The 19,831-nt window shown below is 48.3% G+C and carries 10 protein-coding genes and 2 pseudogenes; 8 read left to right on the forward strand and 4 right to left on the reverse strand.

What is annotated here, in order from left to right:
• Positions 1–106 precede the first annotated feature (106 nt).
• From NF543_RS07030 to NF543_RS07045, 4 genes are read left to right on the forward strand one after another with little or no spacing between them, the layout of a single operon-like run.
• Positions 107–367 carry a hypothetical protein gene (locus NF543_RS07030; protein ID WP_257667404.1) on the forward strand — a complete coding sequence of 87 codons (261 nt, stop codon included), beginning with the start codon at positions 107–109 and terminating at the stop codon, positions 365–367.
• On the forward strand, positions 364–3,666 hold the full coding sequence (locus NF543_RS07035) for a hypothetical protein (protein WP_257667405.1): 3,303 nt from the start codon (positions 364–366) through the stop codon (positions 3,664–3,666). The genes NF543_RS07030 and NF543_RS07035 overlap by 4 nt, the downstream gene beginning before the upstream one ends.
• Positions 3,663–7,613, forward strand: coding sequence for an RHS repeat domain-containing protein (locus tag NF543_RS07040; protein WP_257957449.1), 3,951 nt, complete (start codon positions 3,663–3,665; stop codon positions 7,611–7,613). The genes NF543_RS07035 and NF543_RS07040 overlap by 4 nt, the downstream gene beginning before the upstream one ends.
• Positions 7,614–7,619: 6 nt before the next feature.
• Complete coding sequence (locus NF543_RS07045) at positions 7,620–8,189, forward strand: hypothetical protein (protein WP_257667407.1); 570 nt, start codon at positions 7,620–7,622, stop codon at positions 8,187–8,189.
• A 242-nt stretch (positions 8,190–8,431) separates the two neighbouring features.
• Here NF543_RS07045 and NF543_RS07050 read toward each other — a convergent pair.
• From NF543_RS07050 to NF543_RS07065, 4 genes and pseudogenes are all read right to left on the reverse strand, one after another.
• Positions 8,432–9,875 (reverse strand): annotated as a pseudogene (locus NF543_RS07050) (IS1182 family transposase).
• 19 nt (positions 9,876–9,894) lie between these two features.
• Positions 9,895–10,059 (reverse strand): annotated as a pseudogene (locus NF543_RS07055) (transposase); the annotation flags it as partial.
• Between the two features lie 1,859 nt (positions 10,060–11,918).
• The gene (locus NF543_RS07060; protein WP_257667408.1) at positions 11,919–13,013 is read right to left on the reverse strand and encodes a hypothetical protein; all 1,095 of its coding nucleotides are present in this window, start codon (positions 13,011–13,013) and stop codon (positions 11,919–11,921) included.
• Between the two features lie 4 nt (positions 13,014–13,017).
• Positions 13,018–13,836, reverse strand: a complete 819-nt coding sequence (locus NF543_RS07065; RefSeq protein ID WP_257667409.1) for a sigma factor-like helix-turn-helix DNA-binding protein — start codon at positions 13,834–13,836, stop codon at positions 13,018–13,020.
• 155 nt (positions 13,837–13,991) lie between these two features.
• Here NF543_RS07065 and NF543_RS07070 point away from each other — a divergent pair, with 155 nt between their 5' ends.
• The 4 genes from NF543_RS07070 (at position 13,992) to NF543_RS07085 (ending at position 19,732) form a co-directional block, all read left to right on the forward strand.
• Positions 13,992–14,438, forward strand: coding sequence for a helix-turn-helix domain-containing protein (locus NF543_RS07070; protein ID WP_257667410.1), 447 nt, complete (start codon positions 13,992–13,994; stop codon positions 14,436–14,438).
• 202 nt (positions 14,439–14,640) lie between these two features.
• Entirely contained in the window at positions 14,641–17,487 is a 2,847-nt protein-coding gene (locus NF543_RS07075; protein WP_257667411.1) for a UvrD-helicase domain-containing protein, read from the forward strand.
• Positions 17,488–17,696: 209 nt separating this feature from the next.
• Positions 17,697–18,857, forward strand: a complete 1,161-nt coding sequence (locus tag NF543_RS07080; protein ID WP_257667412.1) for a serine hydrolase domain-containing protein — start codon at positions 17,697–17,699, stop codon at positions 18,855–18,857.
• A gap of 26 nt (positions 18,858–18,883) precedes the next feature.
• Entirely contained in the window at positions 18,884–19,732 is an 849-nt protein-coding gene (locus NF543_RS07085) for a 4-hydroxy-3-methylbut-2-enyl diphosphate reductase (RefSeq protein ID WP_257667413.1), read from the forward strand.
• The last annotated feature ends 99 nt before the right edge of the window (positions 19,733–19,831 follow it).

Consider the following 19,831-nt stretch of genomic DNA (forward strand, 5'->3'; position numbering starts at 1 on the left):
AATGTGTGCGGGGGTGAATGGCCCCAAGGGCATATTATAATGATTAAACCGATTTACATAAACCAACAGATCGACTAGGGGAATTAACATACACCAATTAATATCTATGAAACCTATACCCACCTTTATAGCCTTGCTATGTGCATGTACCTTGCATCTATCCGCCCAGAAACTGCCGAACGGCAATACCGGCATCGGCACCATTGACCCCCAAGCGAAGCTGGCCGTTGATGGCGACACCCTGGCCAAGGAAGTAAAAATGAAGACGGATATCACGGTGCCGGACTATGTCTTCGAGCCGGATTATGAGCTACCCACGGACATCCGCACACCACAACCGCATGTTCTTAACGTAAGATATATATGAAAACTGGATTAGACAAAGGTAATATGTTTGCGGGGTGGGCTGTGTTCCTAATAACTCTGGTATCGGTGGGAATGCATGCCCAAGCGCAAACAGGCGAACATTTCCAAGCCTCGAAAGTGATTCCACCATCTCCAACGGCAGCGTCATTGGTGAAGTTCGTGGATATTGAGGCAAGCCATTTCACGGGTGGGCACGGCCTCGGTGTTCCCTTATTGGATGAAAGTTCCGATAAAGTACCCATAAGGATAAGCCTTGAATATAATTCCGCAAACGGCATCAAAGTTTCCGATGAGGCAAGTTGGGTCGGATTGGGATGGGCCCTTTCTGACGGGGGTGGGGTTATCACCCGTTCGATCCGGGGGTTGGATGATTTTAAGACTGGCGGATACCCTTCGGCGACCGCACTTCCTCCGCACGATGAACACAATTATGTCGAATCTCCCATTCTTGATCCCCAAGAGGCGCATGAAACCGGCCAATATTTCCGGCACGTTGGGAATCGAACGATAGATGCTGAGCCGGATGTTTTCTATTACAATTTCGCGGGAAATACGGGTAAGTTTTTTTTGGGCAAGCAGAGCATGGGGGACAGTATCTATGTGGAAAAGCAGAATAACCTCAAGATAGAACTGCTGGAAAGGGTCAATTCCGCGAGGTGGGCGATCACAGATCCGCAAGGTTACAAGTATTTTTTCGGAACGCCTGAAATTGCCGGGAGTTACTATAAAAATTCCGACCTGGCCAATTTCAGTGGCCTTGAGCCTAATTTTACCAACGCATACGATGAGTCCGAGAACGCTTGGTATCTGGATTCCATCATGGATCCCCAGGGGCAAACCGTGGTCCGCTTCCAATACGAACCCGGCCTAAGCCTGAGCGTGATCCAGGTGCACCAGAAACGTTATGATAGATTGGCGTTGGGGGGATACACCCAAGAGATCGGGCCGATGGCAACCGTATACAATTTTACTTCCGCCAGCAGGCAAAGGATACAGAACGTGTATCTGCGGAAAATAACCTATGACAAAGGTAGTATCCTCTTCAGTAGGACCGTACGCGATGACGTGGAACCGGACCCCTTTTTGAACACTAATAGCTGGAAGCCCCAGAAATTATCCGAAATAGCGCAGTACGACCTAAACAATGCCTTGGTCCGAAAGTTTGTCTTTTCCTATAGTTATTTCAACGGTTCATATGCCGGGGCGAACCCGCACCAGTTCCTCCGCTTGAAACTGGATTCCATCGCTGAAGTCGGGCGGGACAATTCTTCTTCTCCCCCCTATCGTTTTTCCTACTTCCGTCCGCAGGAGCTTCCTTCCAAATATAGGAGGCAGATCGATGAATGGGGCTATTATTCTTCATTTGCCGGTTACACGATTCCCGGGGAGGTGGCGCCGACGCTTTTGCCGACCGTGACGGAGATTAAAGACGGTAGCCCCTGGACATTCCAGGGGGTCGATCGTTTAAGCGACAGCACGGGGATGTTCAGCAAGCGGGGCTTGCTTACTTCCGTTGTCTATCCAACGGGCGGAAGGACGGAATTCGATTACGAGCCGCATAGCCATCCTGTGACACCCTATCAGCATATCAGGAAGACCGAGATAGCCAAGGCCGATGGGTCCAATGCCTATTCGGAGACAATCGGTCATTTTACCTTGAGCCTCGGGCGGGAAGTGGCGCTCGACCTAACTTGTTATCCAATAGCTGACGACCGGATACCCGATGGACAGGCTGTCGCCTACCTTCGGAACGGTTCAAACGCCATTATCGGAACGTTCTCCATTGCGAGCCCCAATGCCACGGTTTACCTGTCTTCCGGAGATTACACGATAGAGGTAATCTATCATCCGGAGTACGTGACTATCCTTTCCGCGTCGTCTACTTCGTATACAACGGTCAGGAATAAGGCAATCGGGGGGCTCCGCATAAAATCGATATCGGAATATGCCCAAAATAATGCCCTTCTCCGGCAAAAGAAGTTTATATATAGCGTTGATGGCAGTCCGGACGGCTTCTCTTCTGCCAAGGTTACGTTCCCGAAAAGACATTACACGAGGGGTTGCAGCAAATATCTGCAGACCGAAGACGGATGGCTTTCGTCCCACGCGCTTTTCCTGATCAGAACGTCGTCTTCGGTAAATCCGCTGGGAGGGCATGCCCCGCCTTCCCATGTAACCTATTCCGATGTCTATGTTTTCGAAGGGGGCGGCAACGGGGATGGCCACATACATTATAATTTCCACAATTTAGGTCCGGGGTTCACTTTCCAGGAACCGGAACTTCCACTTTCATTCTCGGGAGTTAATGGAAAGCTGAAATATATCGAATATAAGGACGGTTCATGGAAATTGCTCAAACGGAAGGACTACGGATATCGGCAAATGCATGGGTCGTCCCTGAAAGCCGCAAAGTTTATGAAGCCAAATACGGATACAAGCCCCTTTTTTATTTATCAAGATGGCGACATACGCTATTATGACAACCTATCTGAATGGTGGGTGACCAGCGAAGAGGTAGAAACGGATTACAGCCACGGAACGGTGATGGCGGTCCGCCAAAAATACTTCTACGGTAATTTGCTCCACAAGCAAATGACACGGAAAATGGTGTCCCAATCCAATTTGGATACCATCTCCACCGTTTATAAATATCCCACCGACTTCACGTCCGCCCCATACATTCTTATGGTGGCCAAGAACATCATCTCTCCGGCAATCGTAAAGGAGCATCGGAGGAATGACGTAGCCTATCTTTGGGATAAGCAAAACTACCAGTTGTGGCCGGATGGTGTGATTGCGCCCGTATCGGAACAACAGAGCAGGGACGGGGTCAATTATAGGACTTTATTAAGGTATCATGCATACGACAGTAAAGGAAACGTGACGAGTTTTTCCAAGGACAATGATGCGCGTGTGTCTTTCGTTTGGGGCTACAATAAAACCTTGCCCATTGTTCAGGCGGTAAATGCCGATGGGCCAAACCTGTCGGCCAAGGCCGATGAGTCCGTCGTGGAATTGGGTTACGGGAATATCGACGCCTTTCTCTCTTCCGTGGGGGAAATGCAGACGAACGCACAGAAAACCCTTTGGTCGAATTTTAACCAAAAGCTGCGCCAAAAGCTTCCGGATGACGTTACGTTAATGACATTTGCCTACCATCCGCAATATGGGCGGGTGTGCGCAACCGATGCGACCAATAGGCCCATGTATTATGAGTATGACGGCCTGGGGCGCCTATATGTTGTCAAGGATTTTGACGGATCGATTTTAGAGACCTATAAATACCAATACAAAAGATGAATGCCATGGTAAAGCTGCCCATACAGTTCTTGGCGATAGCCGCCATGATATGCCTGACTTTTTTTGCAAAAGGGCAAGGCCAAAAAGGCCATATCGAAATCACGGGCCCGTCGGTCGTCAATCTTAATGAAGAGGTAGAGTATCGCATTGTTTTCCGAAACAGGAACGGTGCCATTATACATGCCCCTTTTCCCGATTCCTACACCTGGGCATATTCTCTGGGCGCCGGCCCTTTAGTCACGGTGGAGGAAGAGCCTTACCGTATAAAGCTTAGGTGGACCCAATTGGGGGAGTTTGAGTTCGACTATCTTTTGTACACAGAGGGTGACCATCCTGATTTCCTATACATCAGTGCCGATGTGACTTTGGATGTTTTGGTGGTTGATCCGGGAAGACCGATTTTATCAGCGGCAAACGGGGGAGTGTTACCGGTGAACGGCACAACGGTGCTCTCGGTTACGAACGGCCCTTTTAATTCCTATGTGTGGAAGCGTGAAAACGGAACGGTCATAAGCGGGGCCACCGGGGCGTCGTACACGACCAACCTGCCCGGGGGGTACATGCTGCAAGCAACGAAGGCCGGCAAAACCCATGTTTCCGGTGTCTTCCGGGTTTATAGCCAAGCGGCCGTAGCCAATCGGAACTCGGTCACAAAAAGTGTCGTCAAAAAAAGCGGGCTGGGATCCTTTTTGGATGTGGAGGCTCTAACCATCGCAGACAGGAACAAAACAATTGCATACTACGATGATTTGGGCAGGGAAGAACAGGTTGTTTCCTGGCAGGCCTCGCCCTTGGGCAAGGACATTGTGCAATCACAGACCTATGATAACATTGGCCGCCCGCACCTGACGTTCGCTCCGTACATGCAAGGATCCGACGGGGCATATAAGCCCAACGCCCTTCCAAACGTACGGCCAAACTATGGCATGGGGGATTATATGTCCGGTGAGCATTTCAAGTTTTACCAGAATCCTGCGGGTGTACAAGACGGCCGGCCGTTCGGTGAAACGGTCCATGAGCGTTCGCCGTTGGGCAGGGAGGAGTTTACATACGGCCCCGGGGAAGACTGGAAGAATGAAAAGAGGTCTGTGCGCACCGTGAATTCGCTTAATTCGCACGGCACGGGCGACTATGACGAGAAAGTCATCTGCTGGCGCATCGCCGCCAACGGCCTTCCCTATCGATACCATTTCTATACCAATGCAAGCAATGGCTATTATGAAAGCGGTAAGCTGTCCGTGAGAAGCCTTATCGATGAGGAAGGCCTGGAAACGCGGGAATACGTCACCTCCGGGGGGCAGACGGTGCTGCGGAAAGTCCAGCGGACACGGAACCGGACGCAGCTGGGGAACAGGGGGCACTGGACGCAGACCTATTATATTTATGACGACTACGGGAACCTTGTTTTTGTCCTTCCACCGGACCTGTCGGATCGCTTATCGCAAAGCGACAGTTCGGTTCCGACCGAAGCGGAATTGCTGGAATCTGCGTATTGGTATAAATATGACCTCAGGAACAGGCTGATAGAAAAGAAGATCCCGGCCAGTGGGTGGCGGCATATGGTATATGACAGGCGTGACAGGCTTGTGCTCGAACAGGACGCCAACCAGCGGCCGCAGGGGAAATGGGGATTTATAAAGTACGACGTTTTCGGGAGGGTCGCGCAAACAGGGATTTACAATTCAACCCTGAACAGGGTGTCGCTGCAGTCCCAATTGGACGCGTCCAATGCCCCCCTTTGGGTGGGCAGGCTTAACGCCTCGGAATATACAAACCTGGCTTTCCCTACCACGAACATGGCTGTGTATGTTACAAATTACTACGATACGTACGGTTTTACGGGCGTTGCCGGCTTGCCCGCTATCGATTTTAGCCCGAGTCCGAAGACAAAGGCATTGCTGACGGGCACGAGGGTTGGCAAGGATGATGGGTCAGCCCCCCTGCTGACCGTTTACTATTATGATGACAAGGGGCGATTAAGGCAGACCGCCGGCCAGAATCATTTGGGCGGAACCGATTACGTTACCGACCTCTACAATTTCCCCGGGCAATTGCTCCAGTCCACAAGGAAACACATTGCCCAGGGCCAGACAACGACGCTCGTAACGGGATACGGTTATGATCACGCTGGCAGATTATTAAGCACATCCCATACAATCAATAATCAGGAAAAGGTTATTTTATCCAAAAATGAGTATAACGAGATTGGCGAGCTGAAGAAAAAGTCCCTTGGGGGAAACAGCTTGGGGACCTCTTTTTTGACGGGCATTGATTATGTGCACAATATCCGCGGCTGGTTGGAAAGTGCCAGTTCCCCATATTTTACGTTTAGTCTGAAATACAATAATCCCACAAATACGGGGATCGCATATTATAATGGAAATATTTCGGAGCAACATTGGGTGCAATCGGGGCAGGTCAGCAAGTATTTCACCTACACCTACGATGCACTGCACCGGCTTGTTGACGGGAACAGTGCCGGAAACATGCGTGAGCAATTGACCTATGATTTGATGGGGAACATCACTACGTTGAAAAGAGATAACCATGCTAGCGGAATTTCGTATACCTATACCGGAAATCGATTGGTAAATCTTTCTGGGGCGGTATCCGGAAACTATGCTTACGACCCAAACGGAAATGCGACCTCCGACCGTACAGGAATGGCTTTTGCCTATAATTTCCTCAATCTGCCGAAAACGGCAGATAAGACGGGCATGAGTATAAGCTATATGTATGATGCATTGGGTATAAAGCTCCGGAAAACTTCAACAATCAGTGGGAGCACCACTATCCGCAATTACCTGGAGGGCATCGAGTACAACGGCAACGCGATCGACCTGATCCATACGGGAGAAGGGATTGCCCTGCGAAGTGGCAGCAGTTATGTGTACCAATTCAATCTGACGGACCATTTGGGGAATGTCCGTGCTACAATCAAGCGGTCCGGCAGCAACGTGCAGGTACTGCAGCAGGATGACTACTACCCGTTCGGTTCGCTAAAAACACCGCGCGCCCTTGTTTCGAGCCCGGAGAATAAGTATCTTTATAACGGAAAAGAGAGGCAGGATGAACTTGGGGGCCAGTACGACTACGGGGCACGGTTCTACGATCCGGTGATCGGGAGGTGGGGAGCCGTGGATCCGTTGGCGGAAATGTATTCATCATTTACACCATATACCTATGTCGGCAACAATCCTATATTGTATTATGACCCCAATGGTATGTACCGTGTAGATGCAAATGGAAACATCACGATTGATGATCCTGATGAGATTTCCAGTTTTATGAGCTATATGAACAGCAATAGTAACGTATCAATATCCGATATGTCGAATCATGTAATCAGTGCGGGAAATGGATTCAGTTGGGAGTTGGATGAGGTTACAGTGACAGGAAGGGCCTCTTATGAAAGTGGGAATTGGGTTGCTAATGCTCAGGGTCAGGTAGCAAATGCTGTGGGTCAAATGGGTAATATAAATTCAATCGGCACAGAATACCTTAGGTTTGAACAACCATCTGGCGGGATGGGAGGATTGTTGGGGGCCGGAGTCGGAGCTGCATTATCTGCTGGTTCACATCTCATGTACAATAAGGCGAGCTGGTACAGCTTGCGACAGATGAAATCATATTCCCAGACGTTCAATGGCAACCAGCGTACTGGAGGAAAAAGCATTGGAAAGGCATTGAGTAATGAGCTACGCGTGGGAGGTTATCTATTGGGAGCTTACAATGCATTGAATGTACAAAACCAGCTCAATACAGGGCAGATAAATGGAGCACAATACGCACTTGAACAAGGCTCCAATGCTTTTTCAACGTTGGGGGGTATTTATGGCGCTTCATGGGGAGTAGGTTGGGAAATCGGCCGTGCAATTACCAATATTCCTGGTTATCACGAAAGTGTAAGAGTTCCGGCTCAAAGATTTTTAGGTATAAGACGTTGATATAAAATGACTAATCCGAATATTGTTGTAAATCCCGAACGAATTTCGTTAACTAAAAAGCAGCTTCTTTGGCATTATTCCGTTCCATTCTTTTTTCTTATCGTCCCCTTGGCAAACTTGTGGAGTATAATACAACACTATGTTTTTGACGATTATAAGGGAGTGGTAGAGCCAAAAGACCTTCTTTTGATATCCGTTATATTTATTTTCGTGGCAATCTTGCTTTTCTTTTTGCAGCGAAATCGATTGAAATTCAAAGAGTTCAGAACGTATTTTACAGATAGTTCCTTTGATAAAGCACTAAGTAAGACATCGGGTGATTTGAAGTGGATAGTTCTCGAAAAGAAAAGAAATTATGTAAGGGCTTATAGGGATTGGAGTTGGTCGGGTAGCTGGGGGGAATTGATTACTATAAAGAAAGATAAGGGACGAGTTTTGATTAATAGCATTTGCAATCCTGACGCGATGTTCATTTCTGCTATTTCTTATGGCTGGAATAAAAAGAATGTCAGAACCTTCATTGACAATCTATCAAGCCAATCGGAGGAGGGCGATATGATACCCGATAATGGTTGAAAACTAGAATATAGGAATAAAAGCCCGGCCGTCCAGACGGAGGGCACTGAAAAAGTCCCTCATTTATGGGACGGCTTAACAGAAACGATCAAGTGGAACATGGTTTTACTTGATCGTTTTTTTATTTCCCGATTTCGATATTTCGGGCTACCGACTGATTTTGGAGGCCAGTATGGGTTCCTGGCACTCCAATCTTTCTTTGGGCAAAAGGTTGGAATCAGATGAAAGCCCGGATTTCGGGATTATTCAATCAATTTCAGGATCCTTTTCAGGTTTACTGCAAAGATTGCCATGGCCCCCTGCATTTCCATGTTCCCAATACCATAGGAGTTTGCCCGTCCGTATCCATGTACGTTTTTTAGCTCACTATTCTTTGCCCCTATCTTGTATCGTTCCCTGGTTTTCTGTTTGTAATGGTCGGTTTCCTGAAAGTCCATCTGTTCTTTGTGGAGGTCGGATTTTATGGTTACCGAATAGGTTTTGCTCTTAGCTCCGGGCTTGTAACAGTTTTCCCTCAGGGGACAGACCTTGCATTTTTCCACGTCAAAGTAATAGGTGTCCGCTTGGTTTTTCCCCCTGTCTTTCTTTCCCTGGCGGGCCTTCCTGATGGCCTGCCGGGCAAACGAACATCCCGGCATCCTTGTTGTAATCGAACATCTTTTCATCCTTTCTGGTGCCCTGGGTAATGGAAGGGGTAAGCCTGGCAACGATCCTGATACCCCGGTCGCTGCCCAATTTCAGGTTTTCTTTGCCTGAATAAGCTGCATCGCCGATGACCGTATCTATTTCCACCCCATTCTGCCGGCTGATCCCTAAAAGCTCGGGCAGTTCCGGACCATCCGCTTTTTCCCCCGAGGTAACCACCGCAGCCGTGATGATACGTTCCTCGGTCATGGCAAGATGGATCTTGTAACCGAAGAATTTGCTATCTGCTGACTTATGGCCGGTCTTGGCATCCATGTCCCTGGAAAGCGTATAGTGCTCCCGGGTGTCCTCAACCGTTTCTTTTAACAGGTTCAACTTCTCTTTGACCGCAGGGGTTTCGCCCAAGGCCCTGTCCGACTCGATCCGTTCCTGTAACTCCCTGCAATAGGCAATCTCTTTCCCAAGGTCACCCGACTCATTCTTTTCGGGCATCCGGCCCTTCATACCCCCGTCTATGGCATAAACCGCTTTGCGGAGCAGCTTTGATCGCTCCCTAAGGACATCAAGGGCAGAATGCGGGTTCGATCTGGACAGCGAATGGGTGGCATCTACGATGATCGACTTGGATTTGATGATATCCTTTTCAATCGCAAGGCAGACTGTTTTGTTAATCAAGAGGTTTAACAGATCCGTGTCTTTCAGTCTAAGTTTGCGGAACTTGGTCAGCGAGCTGGGATTGATCACATCATCTTCCGGTGCCATCTCCAGAAAATATTTGAAGGACATATCGTAGCGGGAGCGCTCAACGACATCTACGTCTGAAATACAATAGATGGTCTTCAGCAACAGGTATTTGAACATACGGATAGGGCTCTCCGCTGTACGTCCGTTGTTGTGGCAGTACTTCTCAAGCAGTTCATCGTATATAAAACTGAAGTCTATCAGGTCGTTGATCTTTCGAAGAAGGTTATCTTTGGGAACGATCAGATCATACAGCCCCGAGTAGGAACTGAACTGAATCTTTTGTTGGTAAGCAAGCATCGGGTACCTTTTAAAACCNCGCTGTACGTCCGTTGTTGTGGCAGTACTTCTCAAGCAGTTCATCGTATATAAAACTGAAGTCTATCAGGTCGTTGATCTTTCGAAGAAGGTTATCTTTGGGAACGATCAGATCATACAGCCCCGAGTAGGAACTGAACTGAATCTTTTGTTGGTAAGCAAGCATCGGGTACCTTTTAAAACCTGCTTTAAGGTACAAAAAAAAGAGCAGACAACCGTAGTTTTTCTGCTCTCTTTCCAGTCTTAACCAATAAGGACTTTTTCAGTGCCCTCGTCCGAGGAGCCGGGCTTTTTAGTTACAAGCGGATGCAGCGAATGCATTTTTTCTCAAGTAACATGGCAAGGCCGCTGTATGTACTGAAATGAGGCCAATTCAGGTTTTAAGCTAGCTCGCTATCGCAAAAAAGTAACATACCACGAGGTTGGAGACTATTGTGCACACTTCAATTTCTTATGGATACAGTACGTTTATGATCGAGACTATTGCATAAATTATTTTGGCCGGTATTATAACCTATGTGTTTTCGCTAACAGGACCATTGGCCGTACTTCGAATTAGTGTCAACGGATTAACAGCAGCCCGTTGCAGAAGCAAAAGTAAATCTAACGTGAGACTCACCATTGCAAAAAGTATTCAGTGAGTGTCTATTTGACCTCACCCTGCGGCTGTACAAGCAGCCTCGATAACGAAGTTTCTTAGTTTTTCCAATCGAGAGAATTGCCTATACCTATTCCCACAGCCTTCTCAGCAAGGCTCACCCTTTGTATAGTGCATTAACCTACCGTCTATTGCAATAAATAGTATTCAGTGAGTGTCAATTTCGCCTCACCCTACGGCTGTACACGCAGCCTCGAAAATTTCAACATTCTTTTTAGAAAGGTCATTCTTGAATAATCTTAGTACTTAATTTCATATTGTGATAGGCATTATCTATCTCCAGTCTTTGTCGAGGCACTAGCAGTTGTATATTCCTTTCAAATTGGTGTTCGTAGCAGTCCAATCCCCCATAGGTTTCACAGCAAGGCCGTTGTATAATTCTGAATAATAAGCGCGCCTGCTTGACAACGTTGTAATAAGCGCTATGACTTTTAGCACATTTGCAGCCTAGACCGTTGCAAAAATTTGATCTGACAGAAAGACGCCTTTGTAAAGCTTTAAACGAAAAAGATGTGGTTCTCTGCCGTTGTATACTGAAACGAAAACCATTCCACAACTTCATATAAGTAAGCGCCAACCATTGTATATGGGATCGATGCCCGACAAGAGATCCTCCGATGTTCGTGGGTCGGGTGTTCACTTAGTTGTATAGGTACGGTATCATCAACATCAGGAACTAATTTCCGGGAACACAGAACAAGCAGGGATTGTATATGGTAGTTACAGCGTTTTTACCCTTGTGTTTTCATCAAGTTTTGAGACTATTGTATATGTTAATCCATTATCTCCAAGGTCCACGGCAGGAGTGTTGTACTTTTAATACTTTCATCAGACGAGCGAATTGCAGGTACTTGGGAACAGCAGCCCAACGGGAGAACAAGAGCAAGGTTGTATATATTCAAATGCCTGCGATATTTCAAAAGGCACCGTCAAGAGCACTGTATATATGCCTTATCGCCAAATGTTTCCAACTAGGAGCCGTTGCCTATTTCTGACCAATTCGAGCGTAAGAAACTACGGTTGTATACGATACGTTTGTGAAGGAGACTTGCATAAATACCATTCTTTTGAAGCGGTTTGTATTTCGAGCTATGCGATTATTTTCGATTTAGTTTTTTACTCGCGGATTTACAGCAAGTGCATTGTCCATACTATCGAGTGAACAGCAGCCCGTTGTAACGCACGGCTTATACGGCAGTGCGTGTTAATTTTTCAAAAACCGACCCCATTGTAATCATACATCAATTCCAACAATAGGGAAGCTTTCCCATTGAAAAAAAGTATTTAGTGAGTGTTTCATTTAACCTCACCCTACGGCTGTACAAGCAGCCTCTAACATTTCAAAGAACGTTGAAGCGGGTGAATAACTATTCCTCAATCACATTGATTCCTACTTTCTTCGCTTTATAGGCGATCTTTTCTTTCAGTCCGTAATAGCTCCAATTGCGGAGCAGGAATTCCTCTTCCTTAGCCACCTCTTCTTTCTGCTGCTGGTTCACCAACAAGAGCGTACCCGCCTGCGTTTTGATGCACAGGTCAATCAGCCTACGACTGTACAGGTGCAATCGGTTATCGACGTACCGTATTTCCTTCGCATCCCAATCCTCCAAACTTTTCAGCTTGCGCCTGCGGCCTTTGCCCGGCCGGTTGTAGGTGGAACCCCGTTGTAAGCGGTGCCGCGCGGCCTGTATAGCCAGCCTCCGGTGCAGGAATTCCTCCTTATTGCCAATCTGGAACTGTTCCTTACCAACCTTCACTACGACGGGGTGCTCGATGGAAAGTGACGCTTCGGCAATTACCGAATCCTTTAACTGGTGTTCGTCACGCTCCATCTCGAAGGCTGCCAACAAGTACAGCTTGCCCTTGTCAATTTTTAGGGAACTGGTGCAGAGCTTCAGCGTTCCGGCCAGCGTCCGCTGCAACAGGACTTTCTTATCTGACCTGTCTTTGCCCAAATAGGTCTTGAATGGGATTTTGAACAGCTTGAATTTGAAATCCCTACCTTTCTCATCGTTTTCCAGTTTGAGTTTATCCGCTCCGAAAGGCATGGGGATGCTACGTTTGTAATTGCGTAGTGTCTTTTCCCCCTTCCAATATGCACTTCGTTCAGAGTTATAGATGCTGTGCAACGTGTTGTTCAGGTTGGAAAAAATATTGGAGGGCATTTTGCCCAAAAAATTGCTTGAGAGGATACGATATGTCGTGTTCATGCGAGAGGAATTCAGTATGCCGTCTTCCTCTTTCTTATAATCGGCCAGCTTAACCTTCACCTCGTCGGTGAAGTAAATCAAATCCTTCACCCGATCCTGTACATACAGGTGGGTGAAAATCAGGTTGGCTGCTTGGAACGATAAAAATTGCCACTCATACAACTGCTTATAGTAGGCGTCCTTCTGCGCTTTGTCATCACAGTCCACGTACACCTGTATTTTTCGTGTCAGGATGATGGTCTTCTTTTCCATGGGCCTATGCAGATTTTTTAGTTTTCCGGATGACGGCATATGCCTGTACAAATAGCGATTTCACTTTGGAATCATCCAGTTGCAGGGCTTCGGCGATTTCCTCGAAGGAGTATTGCAGGTCATACCGCATGGCCAATACCTGCGCCTGTTCATCGGTAAGCATGCCTTCGGTGACAATCGGCTTCATGCGCGTTGCGCTGTCCAGCTTGGCCGTATCGGAGAGCGCGGCTTTCAGGTTGGCAACACACTGCTCCACACGCTGGGCTACCTCGTAGTCCGAAATGCCACCAAGGTGATACGCCACACGTTCATAACTGAAATCATATTTCAGGCACAGTTTGATGAACAGTTGTTGCTGGTTGTCGAGGTGGGGCAATAAACCATTGAGCTTTTCCAAATGACGCTGCTTTTCTTCCTCCAGTTGTTCGAGATAAACGGCATCTTCCTCCTGTTCTTCCTCCAACTCGTAGCCCAGCATGAACTCCTGAAAATCCTCGATGCCGTCCAAACGTAACATGCTCCGGTGGAAACGATTTATCGTTTTGCCATAATATGCTTTTCCGGCCTCCCGAAGCTGCAAGCCAAGAAATTCATGCAAATGAGGCACATCACGGATAATGCCGCGCATAATCCATAGCCTTAAAAACGCTTCTTGTGCCATGGCATGGGCCACCACATCTTCTTTCACGAATCGGTATGCGCGGTAGGCATAATGTCCATAATAGGCATTGTAAAAATAATTGAGGCCTTCTTCATGGCCTGCCTTCAACTCTGCAAAATACTTTTCGGCGTTCTTGTTGGATTTGAGTACACGTTTTATCATACGGTTAGATTTTTAGCGACAATGTGGCCCGTATAGTTGACCATTGCCACTTATTTGATACCTTTACAAAGGTAAAGATTATGAACCCCGTAAACGATGGTAAAAAACCATAACAAATTGTTTTTTACCACGATACGATTGATTTATATTTGAGCATGAAGAATGAAAATTTTGAACATGAAGAAGTACATCTAGGGCACAATGTCCAACGCATCCGTGAGATAACGGGTATGAAACAGTATGAGCTGGGTCAACGCTGCAACGGCTGGAGCCAGCAGCAGATATCCAAGCTGGAACAATCCGAGTTTATTGATGATGCCAATATTGCCATCTTAGCAGCGGGGTTGGGCGTAACACCGGAGTTTGTCAAGAATTTTAAAGAGGAAAAGGTTGTCTACAACATCCAAAGCAATAATAGCTTGCACGACGCCTCGACCCAACATTATCGTTCAACCATAAACAATGAAGTACCCAAAAAACTGCTTGAGTTATTCGACAAATTTTTGGAAGAAGACCGAGCCAAAACCGAATCCATTGCAAACCTAAGCAAAGCGGTGCTGGATTTAGCGGAAGAGGTGAAGAAACTGAAGAAGGAAAACTAACTGCTTGCAATAAGCTCGTCGACCTTTTTCCTACCACTGTGCCGAATAGTAATATGCACCTTAAGAATGTCTATGATGAGGGGAGTTGATCGACGAAGCAACTATTAAGGATTTTTTAATTGTTCGGAAAGAGAGGTACAAACCCTGAAAGACAGCATCCGGATATTGGGCCAAGCGATGAACACGAATCCGTAATAAAACGATGGACATCTTACTATATAACGACTTCGAATACCATCAATTAAAAGACAAAGTCCAGAAGACGCTAAGCTTCTTGAAGGAAGGGGATTTCCGTGCAGCCGACGTAAAAAAAATGCCCAATCAGGGCTATTACCGGGCTAAGCTCGATGATACCAACCGCCTGCTTTTCACCATCGGCAGTTACCAGGGCCGGAAGTATGTGTTTGTGCTGGAAGTCATCCTCAACCACAACTACAGCCGTTGTCGATTCCTCAATGGTGTGAAGGTGGATGAGAACAGGCTACAGCCCGTTTACGCCGAACAAGAAACGGAGGGGCATGAGGTGGAAGTGAGTTACGTGAATACGAGCAAGAAAAAATTCCACATCCTCGATAAGCTTCTCTCGTTTGACGATGCGCAGGACACCATCATCGACCTGCCCGCGCCGATCATCGTTATCGGCCCGGCGGGAAGTGGAAAGACCGCTCTTATGCTTGAAAAAATAAAGGCACTCTCCGGCAATATCCTGTACGTTTCCCTATCGCCCTATCTGGTGGAGAATGCCCAAAACTTGTATGCCGCCTACGGCTACGATAATCCAAAGCAAACGGTGGAGTTCCTCTCGTTCAACGATTTCCTCGACACCGTGGAGGTAGCCGAGGGGAAGGAGCTGACCTTTCGGGTGTTCAACGAGTGGGCCAGCCGCTACAAGCAAAGCTACAAGATCAAGGACACGCATAAACTCTACGAGGAGTTTAAGGGCGTACTTACCGGCTCGGCCATTGACAAGGCCCACCTTAGTGCCGAGGATTACCTTGGGCTGGGCATTCGGCAGTCCATCTTCCAGCAACAAGATCGCCCCGCTGTACATGAACTGTTCATGAAATACCTCCACTGGCTGGAACAAGGGGGCTACTTCGACAGCAACATCCGCTCTTTTCACTTGCTGGAGCGGATATCGCCGCTGTACGACTACGTGGTGGTCGACGAGGTGCAGGACATTACCAACGTACAGCTTTATGCCATATTGAAATCGCTCAACGAACCCGTGAATTTTTTGCTGTGCGGCGATTCCAACCAAATCGTACACCCTAACTTTTTTTCCTGGTCACAGGTAAAGACGCTGTTTTACCACCAAGATCTATCGGCGCAAATCATCCGCGTGCTGGCCACCAACTACCGCAACACGCCGGAGGTGACGGCCATTGCCAACCGCCTGCTGCTAATCAAGAATGCTCGCTTCGGCTCCATCGATAAGGAAAGCACCTACTTGGTACAGGCCAACTCGGCTTTCCAAGGCATCGTGGAGCTTTTGCCAAATACCCCGAAGGTGAGCGCCGATCTCAACAGCAAAACGAAGCAGTCGGCCAAATTTGCTGTACTGGTATTGCGTGAGGAAGACAAAGCTGCGGCGCGCAAGTTTTTCCAAACACCCCTGCTCTTTTCCATCCATGAGGCTAAGGGCCTGGAATATGAAAACATCGTCCTGTTTAACATGATATCCGGCCACGACAAAACGTTCCATGAGATTACCGATGGGGTAACTGCTGCCGATCTGCAAAGCGCAGCTATCCACTTCGCGCGCGCAAGGGACAAAACCAATCGCTCGTTGGATGAATTCAAGTTTTACATCAATGCGCTCTATGTGGGGATGACCCGCGCCATCAAAAACCTGTTTCTCGTGGAGTCTAACAGTAAGCATGAACTGCTGAAACTCCTTGACCTCATCGATGTAAGGCAGCAGACCTCGCTCAAAAACCAGGCTTCCTCCAAGTCGGAATGGCAGAAGGAGGCGCGCAAGCTGGAAATGCAGGGTAAGCAAGAACAGGCAGACGCCATCCGCGAGCAGATCCTCCAAATCAAGCCCATCGAATGGGAGGTGATTACCCCTGAAACGTATGGCAAATTGCTGGAACAGGCACTGCACCCCGACCATTTCAACAAGAAAGCCAAAGACCGGTTATTCCAGTATGCGGTTTACTACCGCTTGGCGGAACCGCTCCGGCAACTGTCGGCCCTGAAATACCGTCCCGCCGACCGATGGGAACAAGGGGAAAAAACACTCCTCAAGCGGCTTTTCCAACCTTATTTGGCCGACAACCTCAAGGCTGTCCAGCCCATATTCCAACGCTATGGGGTCGACTTCCGTGATGAGTTTAACCTCACTCCGCTACTGATATCGGCGCGATTCAACGCCGCGAACATCATGGACCACCTGTTGAAGCAGGGTGCAAAGGTCGACACGACGGACAATGATGGCATCAACCCCCTGCGGTGGCTGCTGCGTAACCGGCGACAGGGTGAACATGGGCCGGTCGACCTCCTTGGGCGGCACTACGCTTCGCTCAAAACTGCCCCCTTGCGGATTCGTGTGGAAAAAAGGCTCGTCAAGCTGGAAAGCCACCAAGCGGAATACCTGATGCTCAACTTCATGCTCGCCTCACTGAAAGAACAGTTGATTTTGGGCACCCAATACGGCCCCTGGAGGGCAAACAACCCCCGGCCGGCGTTCCAGGCGCAGGATTTCATCGACTTCTACGAGGGGCTTGGCGAGCAGGTTGTTCCCGAATACCGTACCCAACGGCCATACATCAGCAGCATCCTGGCCAAAAACGAAATCGGCCGCGATGACCCGCACGATAGACAACTATTTGTGCGGGCACAGCATGGCTACTACCTGCCCCATCCCAACATGGAACTGCCCGTGGGCAATGGCTGGAAGAACATTTATGACCTCGTGGGTCTCGATGAAATCAAAAACATGGAGCATCGCTTCAACACCGGTTTCCTCAACGTCATCGAACGCTTCCGGAAGTATTGGGAAGAAAATCCGGATGCTCGGGTGAAGCACACCATACGGATAAAATGAGCTTGCTTACTGCCTTTGTAGTTTGGTACAGCACTGGTGCCCAAAAAACAATATATTTCCTCTATAAAAGCTGTTTCTCAGCGGCAGAGGAGAGATCGATAAACTGCAAAGCATTCACGAGAGCCACTGAAGACAAACAACGAGTAATTTGCTTTTTTATACAACCAATTATGTTTGCAAAAAAGGCAAATTTATCTAAGTTTGCCCATATGAAGAGACTCCCCTTGCTATACCAAGCAACACTGAGTACGGTGGCGTTGCTGCTGACAGCTGCTGGCGTCAATGCGCAACCTTCCACTCGCACGGAAGCGGAAATCGCCGCCATCATGGCCAAGTACCACGCCATAGGCGCATCAGTGATGGTGGTGAAAGACAACCATATCGCTTACAGCAAGTCGTTCGGATTGAAGGACACGACAACGCGCGAGCCGCTTAAGCCTACCGACCTATTCCGCATCGCCTCTATCTCCAAGTCGTTTACGGTGACGGGCATCATGCAGCTCGTGGAGGTGGGTAAGCTCTCTCTGGATGATGATGTGGGTGAGCTGATTGGCTTCCGGATCCGCAACCCGAATTTTCCCAACTCGGTGATCACCTTGCGCATGGTACTGTCGCATCGCTCCAGCATCAGCGACAAAAACGGCTACTTCACGCTCGATGCATTCAATCCGGACAAGAACCCGGATTGGGAAAAGGCCTATAATGATTACGCGCCCGATGCCGGCTACCAGTATTGCAACCTCAATTTCAACCTCGCCGGAGCAATACTGGAGAAATATGCGGGCGAACGCTTCGACCATCATATCCGTACCCGCATCCTGCAACCACTGGGATTGTACGGCGGATACAATGTGGATGATTTGGATAGCTCCCGGTTTGCCACCTTATACGCGTACAGCGGCAACACCAAACAGTTTACTGCCTCCCCGGCGGCTTACCAATCGCGCGCCGATGGCCTCAAGGATTATCAGATGGGATACAGTACACCCATATTTTCTCCCACGGGAGGGATGAAAATGTCGGCGGAAGATCTGGCAAAATACATGATCATGCATATGAATTATGGCGAAGCCAACGGCGTGCGTATCATGTCCGAAGCGAACAGCCGCGAGATGCAGCGCGTGCGGAGCGCGGAATCGGGCTATGGCATGGCGTTGCGCACGGTAGACAATCTGATACCCGGGAAAAAGCTTATTGGCCATGAAGGGATTGCCTATGGCCTGTACAGCGCGATGTTTTTTCAACCCGAGGAACGGTTTGGTATCGTGGTGATCACGAATGGCTGCAATACGGGTTTTTCGAATGGCGATGTTATCAACGACTTCCTCCATGCAATGTATAACAGTATTTATCAAAACATCGTGCAGTAAGATTTTATGTGTAACTTTGTCTTACTATGGGTTATGCGTTGAAGGTAACGATTGACAAGGATTCCGGATTCTGCTTCGGGGTGGTCTATGCCATAGACATGGCGGAGGAAATACTTGAACAGGACGGCTACTTGTATTGCCTAGGTGACATTGTGCACAACGATGAGGAAGTGGCCCGGCTCAAGGCCAAAGGGCTTCGCATCATCAGCCACGATAAGCTTCCGGAACTCCAAAACGAAAAGGTGCTCATCCGGGCCCATGGCGAGGCCCCTGAAACCTACCGCATCGCACTCGAAAATAACATCACACTCATCGATGCCTCGTGTCCGGTGGTGCTCAAGTTGCAAAATCGGGTGAAGACCTCTCACGACCAGCAGGAAAAAATCCTCATCTATGGCAAACATGGCCATGCGGAGGTCATCGGGCTACAGGGGCAGACAAACGGCGAAGCCATCGTATTCCAAGACATTGCCGAACTAGCGGATGTAGAACTGCCCGATAGTTTTACCTTATATAGCCAGACCACCAAAAGTACTGATAACTTTTACGCCATCAAGTCGGAACTGCTCAACAGGGGGTATGATGTGAAAGCCAATGATACAATATGCCGCCAGGTTTCCAACCGCTATGAAGAGCTGGGCGATTTCGCTAGCAAGCATGACAAGGTGGTGTTTGTATCCGGCAAAAAATCATCAAACGGGCGTGTACTGTATGACGTATGCCTCAAAAGCAACCCTAATAGCTATTTTGTCTCGGACGCTTCCGAACTGAATCCCGAACATTTCAATCCCGGGGATACCGTGGGTATATGTGGGGCCACTTCTACGCCCATGTGGTTAATGGAGCAGGTGAAAGTTGCGTTGGAAAGCTATTAGCACAATTGGACGCGGAGTAAATCTGCAATATCTGTGTCATCAGCGGTCAATCACGTCATCTAAACATCAAATTATTACCACGTTATCATGCATGCTTTC

The organism is Parapedobacter tibetensis (assembly GCF_024704835.1).
GTDB lineage: Bacteria > Bacteroidota > Bacteroidia > Sphingobacteriales > Sphingobacteriaceae > Parapedobacter > Parapedobacter tibetensis.